General features: G+C 71.9%; 14 protein-coding genes. 3 read left to right on the forward strand and 11 right to left on the reverse strand.

The window, feature by feature from the left end:
- Positions 1-377: 377 nt before the first annotated feature.
- The 9 genes from IEY70_RS16560 to IEY70_RS16600 all read right to left on the reverse strand — a co-directional run bounded on the left by IEY70_RS16560 (position 378) and on the right by IEY70_RS16600 (position 11,854).
- Positions 378-2,021, reverse strand: a complete 1,644-nt coding sequence (locus IEY70_RS16560) for a S8 family serine peptidase (RefSeq protein ID WP_189066142.1) — start codon at positions 2,019-2,021, stop codon at positions 378-380.
- A gap of 64 nt (positions 2,022-2,085) precedes the next feature.
- Complete coding sequence (locus tag IEY70_RS16565; protein WP_189066143.1) at positions 2,086-4,446, reverse strand: tetratricopeptide repeat protein; 2,361 nt, start codon at positions 4,444-4,446, stop codon at positions 2,086-2,088.
- A 103-nt stretch (positions 4,447-4,549) separates the two neighbouring features.
- Positions 4,550-6,013, reverse strand: coding sequence for a phytoene desaturase family protein (locus tag IEY70_RS16570; protein WP_189066144.1), 1,464 nt, complete (start codon positions 6,011-6,013; stop codon positions 4,550-4,552).
- Between the two features lie 81 nt (positions 6,014-6,094).
- The gene (locus IEY70_RS16575) at positions 6,095-6,811 is read right to left on the reverse strand and encodes a hypothetical protein (protein ID WP_189066145.1); all 717 of its coding nucleotides are present in this window, start codon (positions 6,809-6,811) and stop codon (positions 6,095-6,097) included.
- 132 nt (positions 6,812-6,943) lie between these two features.
- Positions 6,944-8,062, reverse strand: a complete 1,119-nt coding sequence (locus IEY70_RS16580) for a glycosyltransferase family 2 protein (protein ID WP_189066146.1) — start codon at positions 8,060-8,062, stop codon at positions 6,944-6,946.
- Positions 8,062-8,751, reverse strand: coding sequence for a 1-acyl-sn-glycerol-3-phosphate acyltransferase (locus IEY70_RS16585; RefSeq protein ID WP_229777997.1), 690 nt, complete (start codon positions 8,749-8,751; stop codon positions 8,062-8,064). The genes IEY70_RS16580 and IEY70_RS16585 overlap by 1 nt, the downstream gene beginning before the upstream one ends.
- Positions 8,741-9,793 carry a carotenoid biosynthesis protein gene (locus tag IEY70_RS16590; protein WP_308425526.1) on the reverse strand — a complete coding sequence of 351 codons (1,053 nt, stop codon included), beginning with the start codon at positions 9,791-9,793 and terminating at the stop codon, positions 8,741-8,743. Before IEY70_RS16590 ends, IEY70_RS16585 begins: the two co-directional genes overlap by 11 nt.
- On the reverse strand, positions 9,790-10,185 hold the full coding sequence (locus tag IEY70_RS16595; RefSeq protein ID WP_229777998.1) for an NUDIX domain-containing protein: 396 nt from the start codon (positions 10,183-10,185) through the stop codon (positions 9,790-9,792). Before IEY70_RS16595 ends, IEY70_RS16590 begins: the two co-directional genes overlap by 4 nt.
- Before the next feature lie 133 nt (positions 10,186-10,318).
- Positions 10,319-11,854 (reverse strand): phytoene desaturase family protein, encoded by a 1,536-nt coding sequence (locus IEY70_RS16600; protein ID WP_189066147.1) that lies wholly within the window; start codon positions 11,852-11,854, stop codon positions 10,319-10,321.
- A gap of 97 nt (positions 11,855-11,951) precedes the next feature.
- On the opposite strand from IEY70_RS16600, the gene IEY70_RS16605 reads away from it, so the two are divergent.
- Together IEY70_RS16605 and IEY70_RS16610 are read left to right on the forward strand one after the other, a co-directional pair.
- Complete coding sequence (locus tag IEY70_RS16605; protein ID WP_189066148.1) at positions 11,952-12,407, forward strand: GNAT family N-acetyltransferase; 456 nt, start codon at positions 11,952-11,954, stop codon at positions 12,405-12,407.
- 48 nt (positions 12,408-12,455) lie between these two features.
- Complete coding sequence (locus IEY70_RS16610) at positions 12,456-12,686, forward strand: hypothetical protein (protein WP_189066149.1); 231 nt, start codon at positions 12,456-12,458, stop codon at positions 12,684-12,686.
- Between the two features lie 47 nt (positions 12,687-12,733).
- On the opposite strand, the gene IEY70_RS16615 is transcribed toward IEY70_RS16610, so the two are convergent.
- Together IEY70_RS16615 and IEY70_RS16620 are read right to left on the reverse strand one after the other, a co-directional pair.
- Positions 12,734-13,333, reverse strand: coding sequence for a GNAT family N-acetyltransferase (locus IEY70_RS16615; RefSeq protein WP_189066150.1), 600 nt, complete (start codon positions 13,331-13,333; stop codon positions 12,734-12,736).
- Positions 13,330-13,758 (reverse strand): ketosteroid isomerase-related protein, encoded by a 429-nt coding sequence (locus tag IEY70_RS16620; protein WP_189066151.1) that lies wholly within the window; start codon positions 13,756-13,758, stop codon positions 13,330-13,332. The genes IEY70_RS16615 and IEY70_RS16620 overlap by 4 nt, the downstream gene beginning before the upstream one ends.
- A 191-nt stretch (positions 13,759-13,949) precedes the next feature.
- On the opposite strand from IEY70_RS16620, the gene IEY70_RS16625 reads away from it, so the two are divergent.
- Positions 13,950-15,488: a hypothetical protein gene (locus tag IEY70_RS16625; protein WP_229777999.1), complete on the forward strand. Its 1,539-nt coding sequence runs from the start codon at positions 13,950-13,952 to the stop codon at positions 15,486-15,488.
- Positions 15,489-15,618: the final 130 nt, after the last annotated feature.

The raw sequence follows: 15,618 nt of genomic DNA on the forward strand, positions 1-15,618 counted from the left end.
GGTGAGGGCCGTATCGTCGGCGGAGCTTGATGTTTCCCTGCTGAGCGCGGTGTTGGACTGGACATGCGGGGTTCTGACAGACGAAACGTTCGAGTGGGAGCTCTTTTGACACGTCCGGGGATACGCCCCGGACGCTCCCATTTCAGTGGTGTCGGGCATAGTTCGACTTTGTTGGCGAATTCAGGTGATGGCCCCCGGACTCCGCATTTCTTGTTGCCGAGTCGTGATGATCCGCCTCACCCAACAGCGGTTTTCGAATTCGCCAACAGAGTCTAGTTCCAGCCAACTACCCGGAGTCGCTGGTCATCTTCTTCCGAAATCTCAATGCGCCGATGGGAACGGGCCATGCCCAAGTCTACTTCTTTGGTGCGTTGTACTTAGTAGCCGCTAAGGTTCAGCATGGGCTTTGCGCCTGGCTGCACGAAGGAGTTAGTACGTGCCGGGTCGAGCATGAACGCCCTGACAGTGATGGTCTGTGTCACGCTGGGCAGGGTGACACCGCCGCCCTGGGTGCCCATGCGGACGTTCAGGTTTGCCCCCTTGACCCGCGCGGCAGCCCCGGCGACCAGCGGCGCGGCGAACGAGGTGCCGCTGTACAGGTACGGGTGTCCGATGTCCAGCGCCTCGCCGGGCGCGCTGATGTTCAGGTAGTTGCCCTGCGTGCTGAAGGTCGAGCGTTCCCACGTCTGGGCGACCCTGATGGTGGGTGAGGAGCGGACGGCTGTGGGCGTCACCGATTCCACGGCCAGCAGCTCCAAGCCGAGCTGCGTGCCGGCGGTCTGGGTGAACGCGGCTGGGTACTCCCTGGGGTTGCCGTTCAGGCCCTGGTTACCACCTGCCGCGACTATTACGGCACCCTGTGATTCTGCCCATTTCAGGGTGGCATGAATGGCGTCGGTGGGTACGGCCCCGCCCAGGCTGAGGTTCATGACCAGTTGCGAGGGCGGCACCTGGTTCAGTGCGAAGCAGATGCCGCGTAGCACGTCCTTGGTGCGGCAGGTGGCGCGGCCCGCGACGTCCGCGCAGACCTTGATGGGCAGCACCTTTGCCTGCGGGGCCGTGCCGTGCTGCCCCCCGGCGGCGAGGATGGCGACCTGTGTGCCGTGGCCCTCCCAGAAGTCGTCATAGCCAGTGAAGCTGGCGGTCTGGTGAAACGGTGCCAGGGCGTTCATAGGGGGCAGCAGGCGCCGGGGCGGGAGTTCGTTCAGGGTGTCCAGGCTTCTGGAGTACCCGGTGTCCAGCACGGCGATGGTCACGCCCGCGCCGCCCTGCCCGTTCGCTCCGGCTCCCAGGGCTGGAAGGGCGGAAATGCCGCTGGACACCAGTTTTGCCGGGTAGAAGAAGCGGGGACGCTGCAAGGCAGCCGGAGTTCTGGGGGCGGGCGGGGCTGGAAGGGCCTGGGCGAGCCCCTGCGGGTGCCCGGCCACGCTGATCGGATCTGGGTACCAGATCACGTCTGTATCCTCGGCCAGCAGTCTGTTCAGGGCGTCTTCCAGGCTCATCTTGCCGCTTAGGGTGATCTCGACCAGGGTGCCGCTGCAGGGTGACGGTGGAATCACTGCGCGCGTATTGATGGGAGCCTGGCTGGAGGCGGGGGCGGGCAGGGTCTCCCACGTGACCCGTCCGTACGTGCCCAGGTGACGCAGGGCCCGGGCAAGGGCATCCGGATTCAGACCCGGATTCAGCAGCACCTGTACCCGGTCGGGCAGGACACTCGTGCGGGGTTGCTGCACACCCGGCTGCGTGATATTTGCCAGGACGACTCCGCCTGCAACGGGCGGCAGGACAGATACCTCGACCCTGCCTCCTGTGAAGATGCCACCCCGGACGGGCAGCACGGCGCGGCCGGGCGGAAGGTCAGGAATCCTGATCGGCCGCGCGCCCGGCAACGTCAGGGTCTGGCCTGGGCGGGCGAACGCGTCCGGACGTCCGGAACCCGTTACCGGGTAACGAACAGTACCAGTGCTGCCCGCCCAGCCCAGGGTCAGTGCGAGAAGGGAAGTCAGGGTTCGCTTGTTCATGGGTGTCCTCCGGCCCGAGCGTTCCGTCGATGATGTAGGCGCTGCGTGGCATGCGCGCAGCGTGTCATCCGCCCCCTGAACGCTCCCTGAACGTGGCCCTCTGCTCGCGGAAGTACGCGGCCAGGTCGTCCTGCCCGGCTCCTTCCAGGATGTTCAGGGCTTCCTCGATCAGGGGCAGGCTTTCCTGTAACTCTGCCAAATTGCCCAGTGACGTGGCGAGCATGCGGATCTCGCCGCTCTGGCGCGCGATGCAGATGGCCTGACTGTAGGCAGCCGCTGCCAGGGCCGCGCGGCCCTGCTTGTGGTGGATGACCCCCACGTTATTCCAGGCGGTGCTGGCGGTGGACAGGTTGCAGGTCTGTTCCGCTGAGGTGGCGGCCCGCTCGGCGTAGCCGAGAGCATCGTCCAGCAGGCCCTGTTCTTCCAGTACCCAGCCGATGTTCAGAAGCATGTTGGGTGGTAGCTGTTCCAGGGGAGCGTCCAACATCTCGCGCAGCAGGGCTGAGGCGTCCAGGCCGAGGGTCTGCGTGGTGATCGTCTGCATGCAGATCATTTTCAGGCGCATGAGTTCGTCGCCCAGCAGCAGGAACAGCCCGGCCGAGCGCTGGGCGTAATCGAGTGCCCGCGCGTTCTCCCTGGACGACAGGGCCAGTGAGGACAGCAGGTTGTAGGCCTGCGCCCGGGCTTCCAGATCACCGTTCAGACCGGCGGTCGCCAGGGCGGTCGCCTGTTCCCGGTCGCCCAGCCGCCACACGGCGCGGCCCCGGTACACCTGCACCAGCGGTGTATCCGGCAGGTCACCCAGGATGCCCAGAGCTTCGCGGTGATGTCCCATGGCGTCCAGGGCGCGCGCCAGCAGCAGGCGGGTGCCGGGTGACCGGGCGTGTGGGCGCAGCAGGTCGTGCGCTTCAACCTGCCGGTCTTCGGCCAGCAGCGCGCGGGCACGTCCGGCCAGCGCCGCCTGAAAACCGGGAAAGTCGCTGGAGCCGGTCAGGGCGTGCGCGCGCAGGTAGTGATCCAGGGCGTCGGCGGGCGGTAATTGCGCCGCCAGCAGGGTCAGGACCTCGGTTTCCAGGCTGGGTTGCGTATCCAGCCACGCGCGCAGCGCCGCAGGCGCGGCCGGGCGGGTGCCCTCCAGCAGGTAGGCCTGACGCAACCGCTCCAGCGCGGCGGCCATATCGTCACCGCCGAATTCCAGCGCCGCCTGCGTGGCGCGCAGGTCCGGGTTGTCCTGCACGCCCAGGCACGCCAGCAGCTGCCGCGCGCGGGGTGCGTGCGGGGCCAGCAGCGCGGCGTAGGCGTCCGCCAGGGACAGGCCGCCGCGCCCGGCGGGCCGCAACGCCGGAAGGCCACCGGTTTCCGCGCGCTCCTGCGCGTTGTCGGCCGGCAGTGGCCGCAGGATCAGTTGCGGCAGCAGCGTGGGTGGCCCTTCGCGGCTGGCCAGGATCAGCGGCGGTCCCGAGCGGGTGGCGCTCAGGCCCAGCAGGGCGCGGCGGGACTCCGGGTCGCAGGTCTCCCAGTCGTCGATCAGCAGGGGGCCGGGCTGCGCGCTGAGGTGCCGCGCCCAGCCCGGCCCGTCCGCCGGCGGGGGGTGAGGCAGGTCTGGCAGGCCCAGCAGCGTGGCGTAGGGTCGCCCCGCCCGGGCGCGCAGCAGCGTTCCGGCTGGAACGGCGCGCAGCAGTGCGCTCTTGCCGATCCCGGCCGGTCCGCGTACCCACAGCGTCTCGCCGGCCGACAGGTGCGTCAACTGCTGAAGTTCGGCCTGCCGGCCCGGCAGCGGCGGAGCCGGCGCGCTGAGCGTGACGTTCAGGCTGGCCGCGTCGCGTTCCAGCAGCGGGGCGTCCGGGTGTCCGGCGGCGCGCAGCAGGGCGTGCAGTTCCCGGAACAGCGGCGGGGCGGGCGGCGCAGCCCCGGCCACGGCGTAGGCCTGGGCGGCCCACTCCCCGGCCCGCAGGGCATCGGTTTCTGCCGCCTGACGGGCCTGACCGAGCAGCAGGTCGCGGTATGTGGCCGCGCAGTGTTCGCGGGTCGCGGTGACCCACCCGGCCAGTTCATCGGACAGGTCCGCGTCCGGCAGGCCCGCCGCGAAAGCCCCCCGGTACAGGGTCTGCGCGCCGCTCAGGTCGGTGTCGGCGCAGGCGCGCAGCAGGGCGGGTACGTCGCAGGTCAGGGTGGTGCTCACCTGCGTGTCGGTCGTGTGGACCAGCACCAGCGTGCCGGACGCGCGGCGCAGTTGCCCCAGCGCCACGGACAGGCTGTTCATGGGATCGGTCGCGTCCGGCCAGAACAGGCGCGCGACGGCCCGGCGCTCCTGCGGGCCGCGCAGGCTCAGGTACGCCAGCAGCAGCAGTGGTTTCTCCCGCCTGAACGGCACCTGCGCCGCCCGCAGGGAACCGAGGGTCAGCAGTTCGGGCGGGGCCGTCATGAGGTCATCTTATGCCCCGTGTGAAGGCCGGGTGGTCTGGCCTCCGCTTCAGTCCGGCTGCGTATTCGGTCCGACTGCGCAGCGCCGCGATCCTACCCCCGGTTCAGAATTCCGGCCCGGTTAGGTCGTCCCAGGTGTCTGCCGTACTGCCGGTCATGCCCGGCACCTGCCGCCCGTCCAGGTCGTCGAAGGGGAGGCCCAGCAGTTGCCCGGCGCCGTTCCAGCCGCTGAGGATGCTCAGGGGCACGCCGCCGCCGGGGTGGACGGTGCCGCCCACCTGCGCGAGGTTCCGGGCGTGCGGGAGCGTCCAGCTGGGGCGCAGGCTGCCGCTCAGGCCGTGCGGGGCGCGGCCGTACAGCGCGCCGGCGCGGGCGGTGCGGGCGTACTCGGCGGGCGACAGCGCCTGCCATTCCTGCACGGGCAGCGGCCCACCTTCACTGGTCCGCAGGCGGTCCTGAAGGCGTGCCAGCAGCCACGCGCCGTACTCGCGCGGGTCGCCCGCCACGGCGGGGTCCGGGGGGGCATTCACGAGCAGGAAGGCGCGCGTGCCGTCCAGGTGCAGGTACAGCGTCGGGTCGCGCGGGAGCCGTCCGGCGCGGATGTCCCGCCACTCGCGGGCGTACTCGGCGGGCCAGTGGATGTGGTGCGCCTGCCCCCGGTCCTCCGAGAGGCGCAGTTGCAGCGCGAAGCCGCTCACGCCGCGCGGCGTGGGTTTCTCGCTCTCGCCCAGCCAGGAGAGCGTCAGGGCGCGGTCGGCGGCGCTGACCCAGGCGTCGGCCGCGAACGCCCCCTGACTGGTGTGCGCGCCCAGCACCTGCCCGCCGTGCGTGCTGAGGCTGGTGACGCGCGTCCCGAACTCGAAGCGCACGCCCAGCCCCACCGCCTGCGCGTGCAGCGTCCGGGCCAGGTCCAGCAGGCCGCCGCGCAGGTGCCACACGCCGTACCCGAGTTCCACCCACGCGATGTTGTGCAGCACGGCGGGCGCGCGGTACGGGTCGGCGCCCAGGTACGTGGCGAAGCGCAGCCAGAACGGCGTCATGAACGACCCCGAGCGCACGAAGCGGTGCAGCGGCACCAGCGGCGCGGCCCGCCGACCGCGCGTCAGGGCGTACCGGGCCAGCCGGGCCGGGCCGGGCGGCGGCGCGAACAGGAACGTGTCCTGCGCGTCCAGGTACATGCGCCGCGACGAGGCCAGCAGCGCCGCGTACCGCCGCCCCTCGGCGGGCGACAGTTGCGCCAGCGTGGAGTCCAGACTGCCCGCCACGTGCAGCGCCTCGGGCGCGAAGATCCGGCCGCCCGCGCCGTGGTAGGTGGTCGTGGGCCGCGCGGCCGTCAGGGTGGGTGTCGGGAGGTCCAGCCGCGCGTGCAGCGCCCGGAACACCTGCGGCATGGTCACGACCGTCGGGCCGCTCGAGAACTCCGGGAAGCCCAGCGCCGCCTTGCCGCCCGGCCCGTCCAGCGCGTCCAGCACCGTTACCCGCGCTCCGGCCCGCGCCAGCCGCAGCGCCGCCGCCAGCCCCGCGAACCCCGCGCCGATCACCGCGACATGTCCCGGTTGCCGCCTCACGCCCACACACTCCCACCTGTGCTCACGCTGCCGAGCATAGAGCAGCGGACCCCGCCCGGAAGGTACGGGCGCACCCGGCCCTCAGCGGGCGCGGCTGACGGTGTACGCCAGCAGCGGCTCGCGGCTCAGGACCCGCCCGGCCCGTTCGACCCGCAACTCGCCGCCCGGATACTGAGCGGTGCCGACCACCAGCACGTACCCGTACCCCCCCCGGTTCCAGCGGTACTCGTCCCGCCCCCCGCCCGTGACGTGCGCGCCGCCGGTCAGTTGCACGCCCGGCGTGCCGTCGCGGTTGCGGCTGGCGTACGTGACCCGCCCACCCGCCTCCCACACGGTCACGCTGTGCCGCGCGGTGGCCGCCACGACCGCCGCCTGTGGCACGTAACGGCACCTGAACGACCCGGCAGGCACCCGGAACTCACTGACGTGCGTCATGCGGTATGCGGGGTCCTGCACGTTCTGCACGTTGCTGCTGTGCACGAAGAACCCCGGCGCCGGTGCGCTGCGGCCCGCGAAGGTCAGCGGCGTGTACACCTGACCCGCCCCCGGATCATCCGCGCCGACCGTCACGGGCACCTGCGAGCGCACGCCGCCCACCCACTCCGTCAGCGTGCCCGCCCCGGCCCCCGCCCCGGACAGCGCCAGCACCCGCCCCGGCGTGTCGCACCAGAAGCGCACCGGCTTCCACACGCCCGCGCCCACCTGCGCGAACGACGCCTCGGTGAAGCCCGCCCCAGACGCCACAGGCAGGAACGACAGGAGCAGAGCGGCAGCCAGACGGACCCGGTTGGACGACATACCCCGAGCCTCCTCCCCACACCTGAGGCGCCCATGAAGCCCAGCCTGCCGGGCGTTCAGGGAAGTTCCCCTCTCTCCTGGGGAGAGGGCCCTGCCACCGGCAGGGGGTGAGGCGTCACTGCCGGTACTGCGTCACTGTCTGTACTGGCGGCCCTTCCAGGTGACGGTGCGGCGCAGGGCGCGGCGGTACACGGGCAGCGCCAGCAGCGGCGTGAGGGGGCCCAGCAGCCCCTCGGCCAGGTCGGCGGGGGCGCGGCGACCGGCGACCACGCTGACCAGCGTGCGTTCCACCAGCCCGGCCACGCGCAGGGCCGTCCAGCCGGGGCCGCGCAGCCAGGGGCGCAGCAACCACGGCAGGGTGTACGCGCCCAGGTGCGCGGCGGCCGCCAGCAGCAGCAGCGGCCGCGAGTGAAAGTGCAGCGGCAGGACGTTCTTGCTGAAGCCCGCCACCGACTCCGGGTACGTGCGGTACATGCGCACCCCGATGCACGCGCGGCCCAGCGCCGTGGACACCAGGAAGCCCTGCGCGCCCAGGTGCTGCGCGAGGCGGGTGTCCTCCAGCACCTCGGCCCGGACGGGCGCGTACCCGCCCACGCGGCTCAGGGCGGCGCGGCGGAACGCCATGACCTGCCCGTTGGCGATCGAGGTCATGGGGTGGCGCAGACGCGTCAGCGGAAACGGGAAGTACGACAGCACGGCCGCGTCCACCAGCGGCGTCAGCAGGCGGGCGCCCAGGCCCGCGTTCGCCTGCCGGGGATGAACGCTCAGCAGGTCCGCGCCGGAACGGGTCAGTTCGCTCAGCAGGCCGCCCAGTGCGCCCGCGTGCCAGTCCACGTCCGCGTCCGTGAAGATCAGGACCTCGCCGCGCGCCGCGCGCAGCAGTTGCTGGCAGGCCCAGGGTTTCCCGTTCCAGCCGTCCGGTCTGGGCTCGCCCGTCAGGACCCGCGCGCCCAGGCGGCGGGCCACGTCGGCGGTCCCGTCGCCGCTGCCGTCGTCCAGCACCAGCACCTCGAACGCCCCCTGGGCCAGCACGCCGGGCAGGGTGCGCGGCAGGTTGTGCGCCTCGTCCCGCGCCGGAATCAGGATGGACACGCGTGGCCCCCCACGTGGGGTGGGTGCCGGGCGCAGGCGGGGGAAGGTCACGGCGTTCACGGCCAGCACCGCCGCCTTGGTCGCCAGCCAGCCCAGCAGCAGCGCCTGCACGGGCCGCTGCGCCCGCCCCCACGCGGCAGTCCACGCGGCGCGGCGCATCAGCGGTCTCCGGTGATCAGGGTCAGCAGCCTTGAGGGCAGGTCCACCCGCTCCGAACGGCTCGCGCGGCCCGGCACGGCCCGCAGGTACCCGGCAGGCGGGGCCTCCGGGTCGCTGTCCAGCAGCCCGGCGTCCAGCGCGGCCAGTTCGCGTTGCAAGGCGCCCTCCAGATCTGGCCCCGCCACCGGCCACCCGAAGCGCACGAAGGCCTCGGGTGCCTGCGCGCCGCGCATCACGACCCGTAGCGCCACCGGCACCAGCGGCACGCCCGCCGCGCCCGCAATCCACGCCGCGCCCGGCTGCACGGCCCGCAGCGGCCCGGCCGGCTGCACCGCGCCCTCCGGGAACACCACCAGCCACCCCACCCGCGCCCGCCGCACGCCCGCCCGGACCTCATCGGCTCTCACCGCGCCCACGCGCCGCAGGAACGGAAAGCGCGACAGCTGCCGCGCGCCCATCAGCACCGTGAACTCGCTGCCCGCCCACAGGGCCGCCTCGCGCAGCACGTACCCGTCCCACCAGGAGTGATGATTCGGGGCCAGGACCGCGCCGCCCGCCGGGACCGGCCCGCGCACCCACACGCCGCCCAGAGCGCCGCGCACGCTGCGGCTCACGCTGCGCGACAGCAGCCACGTCGCCCAGGCGTGACGGTCCTCCCCAGCCTGCCCGGACCTGGGCTTACCGGGCACGGGCCACCGCACGCCGACCCGGACGCAGCGCCCGCGCCAGCCCCAACCCCAGCCCCATGGCCGCCAGCGTCACCGCCGCCTCCGCGTAGCGGCCCACCAGTACCAGCCCGCCCGGCAGGAAGAACGCCTCGGTCGCGTACACCACCCGGAAATCCAGGCCCTCACCGGCCCGGCGCGCACCGGGCAGCAGGCTCAGGGACGGCACGCGGCTCGCCTGCACGTTCCCGTCCACCCGCTCCAGCCAGCCGGGCAGCGCCCAGCCCGCCCCGGCCCGCCCGAACAGCCCCGGCGCCAGCCCCGTGAACACCCACGACAGGCCCCACCCGACCGCCCACCACCCCAGGAAGTTCTGCACGGGCGCGCCCGCCCACAGCGGCAGCGGGTCCGTCCACGTCCAGTACCCCTGCGCGGTCATCAGGGGTTCCAGGCCCACGTCCCACAGCATCATCAGCGCGCCCGCCAGCCACGGCCGTCCGCGCGACAGGCTCGTGGCCGTCAGCGTCAACGCGAACCACCCCAGCGGCACGATCAACGGCACGGTCAGCAGCGTCGGCGCGGGCGCCCCCGCGTACGTGTAATCCCCGAACGGAATGCCCGTCCGGCTCCCCAGCAACTCCACGCCCAGCCCCACCCCGAACGACACGACCAGCATCAGCGCCGCCCGCAGCCACCCTGCGCGCTCCCACACGAACGCCAGCGCCGCCGCGCACAGCGCCGCCGTACTCGCCAGCCCCAGCACCGGGAACCCCTCCGGCCACAACGGCACCGGAATCTTCAGCGCCACGTACAGCGCCACCAGCGCCATCCACGGCCGCGTCGCCGCCAGCAGGCCCGCCAGCCGCTCGCCCAGCACCTCCGGGAACTCCGGACCCAGCGCGTCCCCCGCCAGCGCCAGCACGCCCGACAACGGCAGGCCCAGCGCAATCAGAACCCAACCCACGGGATTCCTGCCCATGACCAGCAACGCCCCGAGGAACGCCACGCCCAGCGCCGCGAACGCCAGTCCGGCACGCCACACGGTGGGGGAGAGGGACACCCTCACGCCCGCACCGCCGTCAACGCCGCGAAGTACGTGCCGGTCGCCTCCGACACGTCGTCGGGGAGGGCTGCCAGCGGCCACCAGCGCACCTGGGCCGCGTCATCCGAGGCGCGCGGCTCCCCACCTCCAAAGTCGGCCGTGAACACGTGCGTCTCCCACGCCACCACGTTCCCGTCCGGGTACGTGTGCCGGTGGGGAAACACGCCCAGTGAGCGCAGCGCGCCCACGCTCAGGCCCGTTTCCTCGCGCAGTTCCCGCCGAGCAGTGTCCTCCGGCGACTCCCCGGCGTCCGAACCACCACCCGGCACGTCCCACAGGGCGTTATCGCCCCGGCGCACCAGCAGGACGGACTCAGCGTGCAGTACAGCAATACCTGCACCCACACGGCGGATCAAGGATGCCTCCGGTGAATCAGGCGGGAGCGCGGCGGACACGCCCCCTCACCCCGACCCTCTCCCACGAGGGAAGAGGGAGCAGGACAGCACCCTTTTCTGCTCACAGCCCACAGCTCAGAGCCCACAGCCCCACTCACCGCCATCGGCGCCGCGTCAGGTCTTTCACGAGGACCTGCGCGGCGTTGCGGCCCGAGGCGCCCATGATGCCGCCGCCGGGGTGGGTGCTGGCGCCGGTCAGGTAGAGGCCCTGCACGCCGGGCCAGCGGTACTGGCTGGCTTTCATCCAGGGGCGGAAGGAGAACATCTGGTCGAAGCTCATTTCTAGGTGCATGACGTTGCCGCGGTGCAGGCCGAGGTTCGTCTCTAACCACTGCGGGGTCTGGACGAGTTCGCCGACGATGGTGTCGCGGGTGCCGGGCGCGTAGTGTTCGAAGGCGTTCAGGATGTTCTCGCGGGCTTCGGCGGTTCTGGTTTCCCAGGAGCCGCTGCTGAGTTCGTAGGGGTAGTACTGCGCCCAGAGCCACAGGGCCTCGCCGCCGGGCGGGGCGAGCGAGTCGTCCACGGCGCTGAAGCTCATGGCGATCAGGGGCGGGTCCTTGGTGGGTTCGCCTGCGAGGTACTCGCCGTAGCCTTTCATGAGTTGCTGTTCGTTCTTGATCAGCAGGCCCAGGCCGACGCGGCTGTCGGGTTCCCGGTGGTGGCGGTACTTGACCTTCTCGCTCAGGGCGAGGCGCAGGACCATGCCGAAGCCGTTGCCCACGCGGACCTGCCGGGCGGCGGCGGGCACATGCTCGTCCGGCAGGGCGCCGGCCGTGGTCAGGATGTGCGCGCCGGACACGACGGCGCGGGCGGTGTACGTCTCGCCGTTCTCCAGCCGGACGCCCTGCGCCTTCCCATCCTTGACGAGGATGTCCTTCACCGGCGCGTTCACGAACACCTGCCCGCCGTCCGCCTCGATGGCGCGTTTCAGGGCTTTCGTCAGGCCGCCGCTGCCGCCCTTGGGCCGCGCCACACCACCCTCGTGGTACAGCGGGTGCCACAGCAGGAACGGCGCACTCAGGGGGTCACTGGGGGGCGGGCCGCTCTGCGCCGCCATCCACACCAGCGGGGCGCGCACCCGCTCCTCGGTGAAGTACTCCCGCGCCACGTCCCCGTACGGACGCAGAATCCGGGGCAGCTGCTCCATCCAGTCCTTGCCCTTCCCACTGCTGACCACCATCTTCCCCATGTCGAGCGGTCCCGGCGCGGAGTTGAACAGGTCCGCCACGGAGCGCGCAAAAGGCGTCCAGTCATCCAGGAATTTCGTGTACGCCTCACCCTGACCGGGAAACAGCGCCTCCAGTTCCCGCGCCGTGCGCCCCGCGTCCCGGTGGATGAACCAGGGCGTCTCGCCATCCGACGCGTGGAACATCGGGTCCACGTCCAGGTAGTGCAGGCCGTGCCGCGTCAGTTCCAGTTCCCGCACCACGGGCGTCATGCGGATCAGGATGTGCGCGCTGCCGCCGTAATCGAAGCGGTACCCCGGCACCAGTTCCTCGGTACTCACGGCGCCCCCCACGATGTGCCGCCGCTCGAACACGCCCACCTTCAGGCCCGCCTTCGCGGCGTACGCGGCGGTCACCAGCGCGTTGTGGCCCGCCCCCATCACGATCACGTCGAAATCCGGCATCCCGCGCAGTCTGCCACGCCCGCGCCAGGGCAGAGCGTCAGCCCGCACGCAGAAGCGCTGGCTCACTCCCCCCGTCGCGGCCGGTGCATCATGACCCATGACTCCCTTCCGCATCCGCCGCCTGGGACCCGGCGACGAGGCCGCCCTGGAACGCCTCGCGCACGACGAGACCGACTTCACGGACGAACCGCCCAGCCCACCCCTGACCCCGGACGCCGCCCGCGCGTACCTCAGCGACCCTGGCGTGTGTCACTGGCACGCCGAGGACGACAGCGGCCACCCGGTGGGGTTCCTGATGGCGTACCGGCACCGCCGCCGCAACGGCGACCCGCTGGACGTGATGTTCGAGGAGATCGGCGTCCGCCAGGACTGGCGGGGGCGTGGCGTGGGCCGCGCCCTGGTCTCGGCCCTGCACGCCCACATGCGCGAACAGGGCGTCCGCAGCGTGTGGGTGGCCGCCGACAGCGAGGAGGCGCAGACCTTCTACCGCGCCTGCGGGTACGACACCGACGAGTTGCAGGGCGTGATCCTCAGCCGGACCCTGGACCTCTGAACCTGCGCGACAGAGGCGAGTAAGAGTGCGGGGGGTACGCTGCGTGGCATGTTCGGTCGTCGCGTGCCCCCCCATATCGTGTTCGCCTCTAGCGTTGCGCTGGCCGTGCTGTGTGCGGTCCTGGCGTTCCTGTCCGCGCAGTCCCAGAGCTGGGTGTGGGCGGGCGTGGGGGCGGTCCTGGCGGTGTGGTTCGCGGTGGATGCGTTCCGGTCGTTCTCGTGGGCGCAGGCGAAGAAACGCCAGGATGCCGAGAAGGCCGCCCAGAACGGTCACCGCTGAGGTGGTGGCCGCTGAGTGTTCGGCCCGGTCCTGTCACGGGGCCGTGACTATCCCCCGGTCTGGGTTTTCCTGATCCAGTAGCGCATGGGTTTGGGCGTTTCGTGGTGGTCGCCCAGGTCCTTCCAGCTCAGGGTGGTGGTCAGGTCCGGGCGTTCCGTGTAGCCGCGCGCGGCCCAGAAGGCGTGGTGCGTGCGGTACGGGGTGGGCCGCGCCGGGTGGTCGTCCGGGCGCTGCACGGCGCAGAACGCGGTGGTGCGCAGGCCCAGGCGGGCGGCGTGCGCCTCGCGGTGGTCGAAGAAGGCGTGACCCAGGCCGCGCCCGCGGTACTCGGCGGTCAGGACGCTCTCGCCCAGGTACAGCACGTCAGCCGGGTCGAATTCCGGGGCGTGCAGGGGCGCGCGGATGTCGTCGGTCTCCTGCGTGAGCGGCAGGGCGCTGCTGGCCCCCACGATGGCCTCGCCGTCACGGGCCAGCACGATGATCGCGTCCGGGGCGTTCAGGTACGTCTGCAGGTAGCGTTCCTCGTAGGCGGGGTCGCCGTCGTACAGGTACGGGTACGCGCGGAACACCAGGGTTCGCAGGCGGGCCAGTTCGGGAATGAACGGGGCGAGTTCCGGCCCGCCGACGGTGGTGACGCTCAGGTTCAAGCGCTGCCCTGCCCGACCTGCCGGGTCCAGTCCGCGAGGTTGTAGTAGTTGGTGACGCGGGCGATCTTTCCGCCGCGCAGGTCGAAGAACGCGCCGACCGGCAGCACGTACCGCTGCCCGGCCGCTTCGGGCAGGCCGGGGTCGGTTTTCAGGTACTCGCCGTGAATGACGAACTCGGCGCTGGCGCGCGTGCCGTCCGGGGTGGCCATGACGACCAGGTCCTCGGCGCGCTCGCGGTAGTGGGCGTCCATCTTGGCCAGGAAGGCGCGGAAGGCGTCCAGGCCGGTCTGCGTGTCGCCCTCGTTGATGTCGTGGCGGACGTCGTCGGTCAGCAGGGCCAGCATGCCGGGCGCGTCGCCGCGGTTGAAGGCGTCGTAGTAGGCCTGCACGAGTTGAACGGCGCCGGGTGTCGTGGGGTCGGTCATGCGGGTCAGGATACGGCAGGGGCCGGGTCGGGCGGCACGCGGGTCCCAGCCTGCCCTCATGAGGGCCGGTCATGCTGCCGTGCGGGAAAATCTGCGGTTGCGCGCGAGTATTTCTGCTACTTTAGGAACAATTTACCCACACCCGACGCGCCCCGAGTGCCCAGGGACGCTCGCAACGGAGGAGTCATCGCGTGAAATCAATCCGGTACATCGTTACCCGTCCCTGCCTTCAGGAAGGCAGTCTGCGTCTCCTCAAGTACCTGGAAAGCACCTTCCCGAACGCGGGACCGGCCGTGCTGGTCGACGAGAAAGGCGATGAGCACCCGGTGCAGGTGGACCTGGACCGCATGCGGGTGTGGGGGCTGGGCGGGCTGTACCACGCGCAGCACCTGGGCGTGAACGACGTACTGATCCTCACGACGCTCGCGCCGGGCCGGTATCAGGTCGAGTCGGTCGTGAAACCGCACGCCCCGGCCCCGCAGCCGCGCCGTGAGGTGCCGCGCCCGCCCGAGACGCGCCGCGTGGTGGTGTCGTCCACGCCGCACGTCCGTGAGATCCGCACGCAGACCGTCACCCCGCCCGTCCCGCAGGCGAAGGCCGACGCGCAGAGACCAGAAACGCAGAGACCAGACGCGCAGAAATCCGACGTGCAGAAATCCGAGGTGCGCAAACCGGACGCCTCCACCCTGGACGCACCCAGGCCGGAGGCGCAGAAGTCCGCCGCGCCGCAGGCCGTGACGCCCGAGGCGCGTCCGGCCGAGGTGCGTGTCACGGAGGTCCGCACGGCCCGCGTGCAGTCCGGCACTGCCCAGCCCGGCGCTGCCCAGTCCGCGCCTGCCCAGCGGGGCACGGTGCGACAGGGCACGGTGCAACAGGGCACGGTGCAGCCCAGCGGGGCCGCCTCGGCCAGCGTGCGGGCGGTACCCTCCGGCGGGTCCAGTGCGCCCCTGCGCACGCTGGACGTGAACTTCGACGCCCCGGCCGCCGTCCTGACCGCGCCGGTCGCCCCGGCCCCCGCCGTGCCTGCCCCCGCCGCGTCCAGTCCCGCCGCACCCGATACCAGGGCGCTGGACGCCGGGGCGCAACTGGCGGAACTGGCGGCCCTGACCGGCTACCGCCTGGAGCACCTGGGCGGCGGTGTGCTGCGCCTGAACGCCGAACTGGGCACGCACGGGTACTCGGTGCTGGTCGCCACCAGCGAGGACGCCCTTCAGACACCCGCCTGGAAGGAGAACGCCGATTACTGCGTGCTGCTGACCTCCGAGACCAGCCGCCCGGCGAACACGCCCTGCCTGACCCGCGAGGCGCTGGCCGCGCTGATCGAGCACGCGCAACTGGCGCCGCTGTCCCCGGTGGACCTGCGCGGGTACTGGAAGGCCGGGAGCATCGACCTGGAATCGGCGGCCAGCGTGGCGGAACTGGTCAGTTCTCACCTCGCGCAGCGCGGCGCGTTCAGTTTCGTGCTGCTCACGCTCGCGCAGCAGCCGGCGCACTCGGTGGTCAGCGTGCCGCGCCTCGCCGAGCGGCTGGGCAGCGGCGTGAACTACGCCGAACTGGGCAGCATCCTCGACACCCTGACCCGCGCGCCCTTCCTGGCCCTGACGCCCCTGCCCGGCGGGCAGTACCTGCTGCGGGTGGGCGTGCCGGAACTGCTGGCCGACCTGTCCGAGTACGCCGAGGGTGTGCGCCGCCGCGTCCGCACGCCCGCCCGTGAGGTCGCGCGCGCCTGAACGCCACCCGCCCGTCCTGCACCCCGGAAAGCCGAAGCGCCGGGGTGTTTTCCTGTGCTGCGGCAGGTGCGGTGGGCCGTTTCGGGATGGTGTCGGACGCGCCCGTCGCGCGGTCCGGGCGGCCCTAGAC

This window comes from Deinococcus seoulensis, from assembly GCF_014648115.1.
Taxonomy (GTDB): domain Bacteria; phylum Deinococcota; class Deinococci; order Deinococcales; family Deinococcaceae; genus Deinococcus; species Deinococcus seoulensis.

What these genes read in the sequence shown, in the direction of transcription:
- IEY70_RS16560 (WP_189066142.1), bottom strand. Translation starts at nt 2,021, where the DNA reads ATGAACAAGCGAACCCTGACTTCCCTTCTCGCACTGACCCTGGGCTGG.
- IEY70_RS16565 (WP_189066143.1), bottom strand. Translation starts at nt 4,446, where the DNA reads ATGACGGCCCCGCCCGAACTGCTGACCCTCGGTTCCCTGCGGGCGGCG.
- IEY70_RS16575 (WP_189066145.1), bottom strand. Translation starts at nt 6,811, where the DNA reads ATGTCGTCCAACCGGGTCCGTCTGGCTGCCGCTCTGCTCCTGTCGTTC.
- IEY70_RS16580 (WP_189066146.1), bottom strand. Translation starts at nt 8,062, where the DNA reads ATGCGCCGCGCCGCGTGGACTGCCGCGTGGGGGCGGGCGCAGCGGCCC.
- IEY70_RS16600 (WP_189066147.1), bottom strand. Translation starts at nt 11,854, where the DNA reads ATGCCGGATTTCGACGTGATCGTGATGGGGGCGGGCCACAACGCGCTG.
- IEY70_RS16605 (WP_189066148.1), top strand. Translation starts at nt 11,952, where the DNA reads ATGACTCCCTTCCGCATCCGCCGCCTGGGACCCGGCGACGAGGCCGCC.
- IEY70_RS16610 (WP_189066149.1), top strand. Translation starts at nt 12,456, where the DNA reads ATGTTCGGTCGTCGCGTGCCCCCCCATATCGTGTTCGCCTCTAGCGTT.
- IEY70_RS16620 (WP_189066151.1), bottom strand. Translation starts at nt 13,758, where the DNA reads ATGACCGACCCCACGACACCCGGCGCCGTTCAACTCGTGCAGGCCTAC.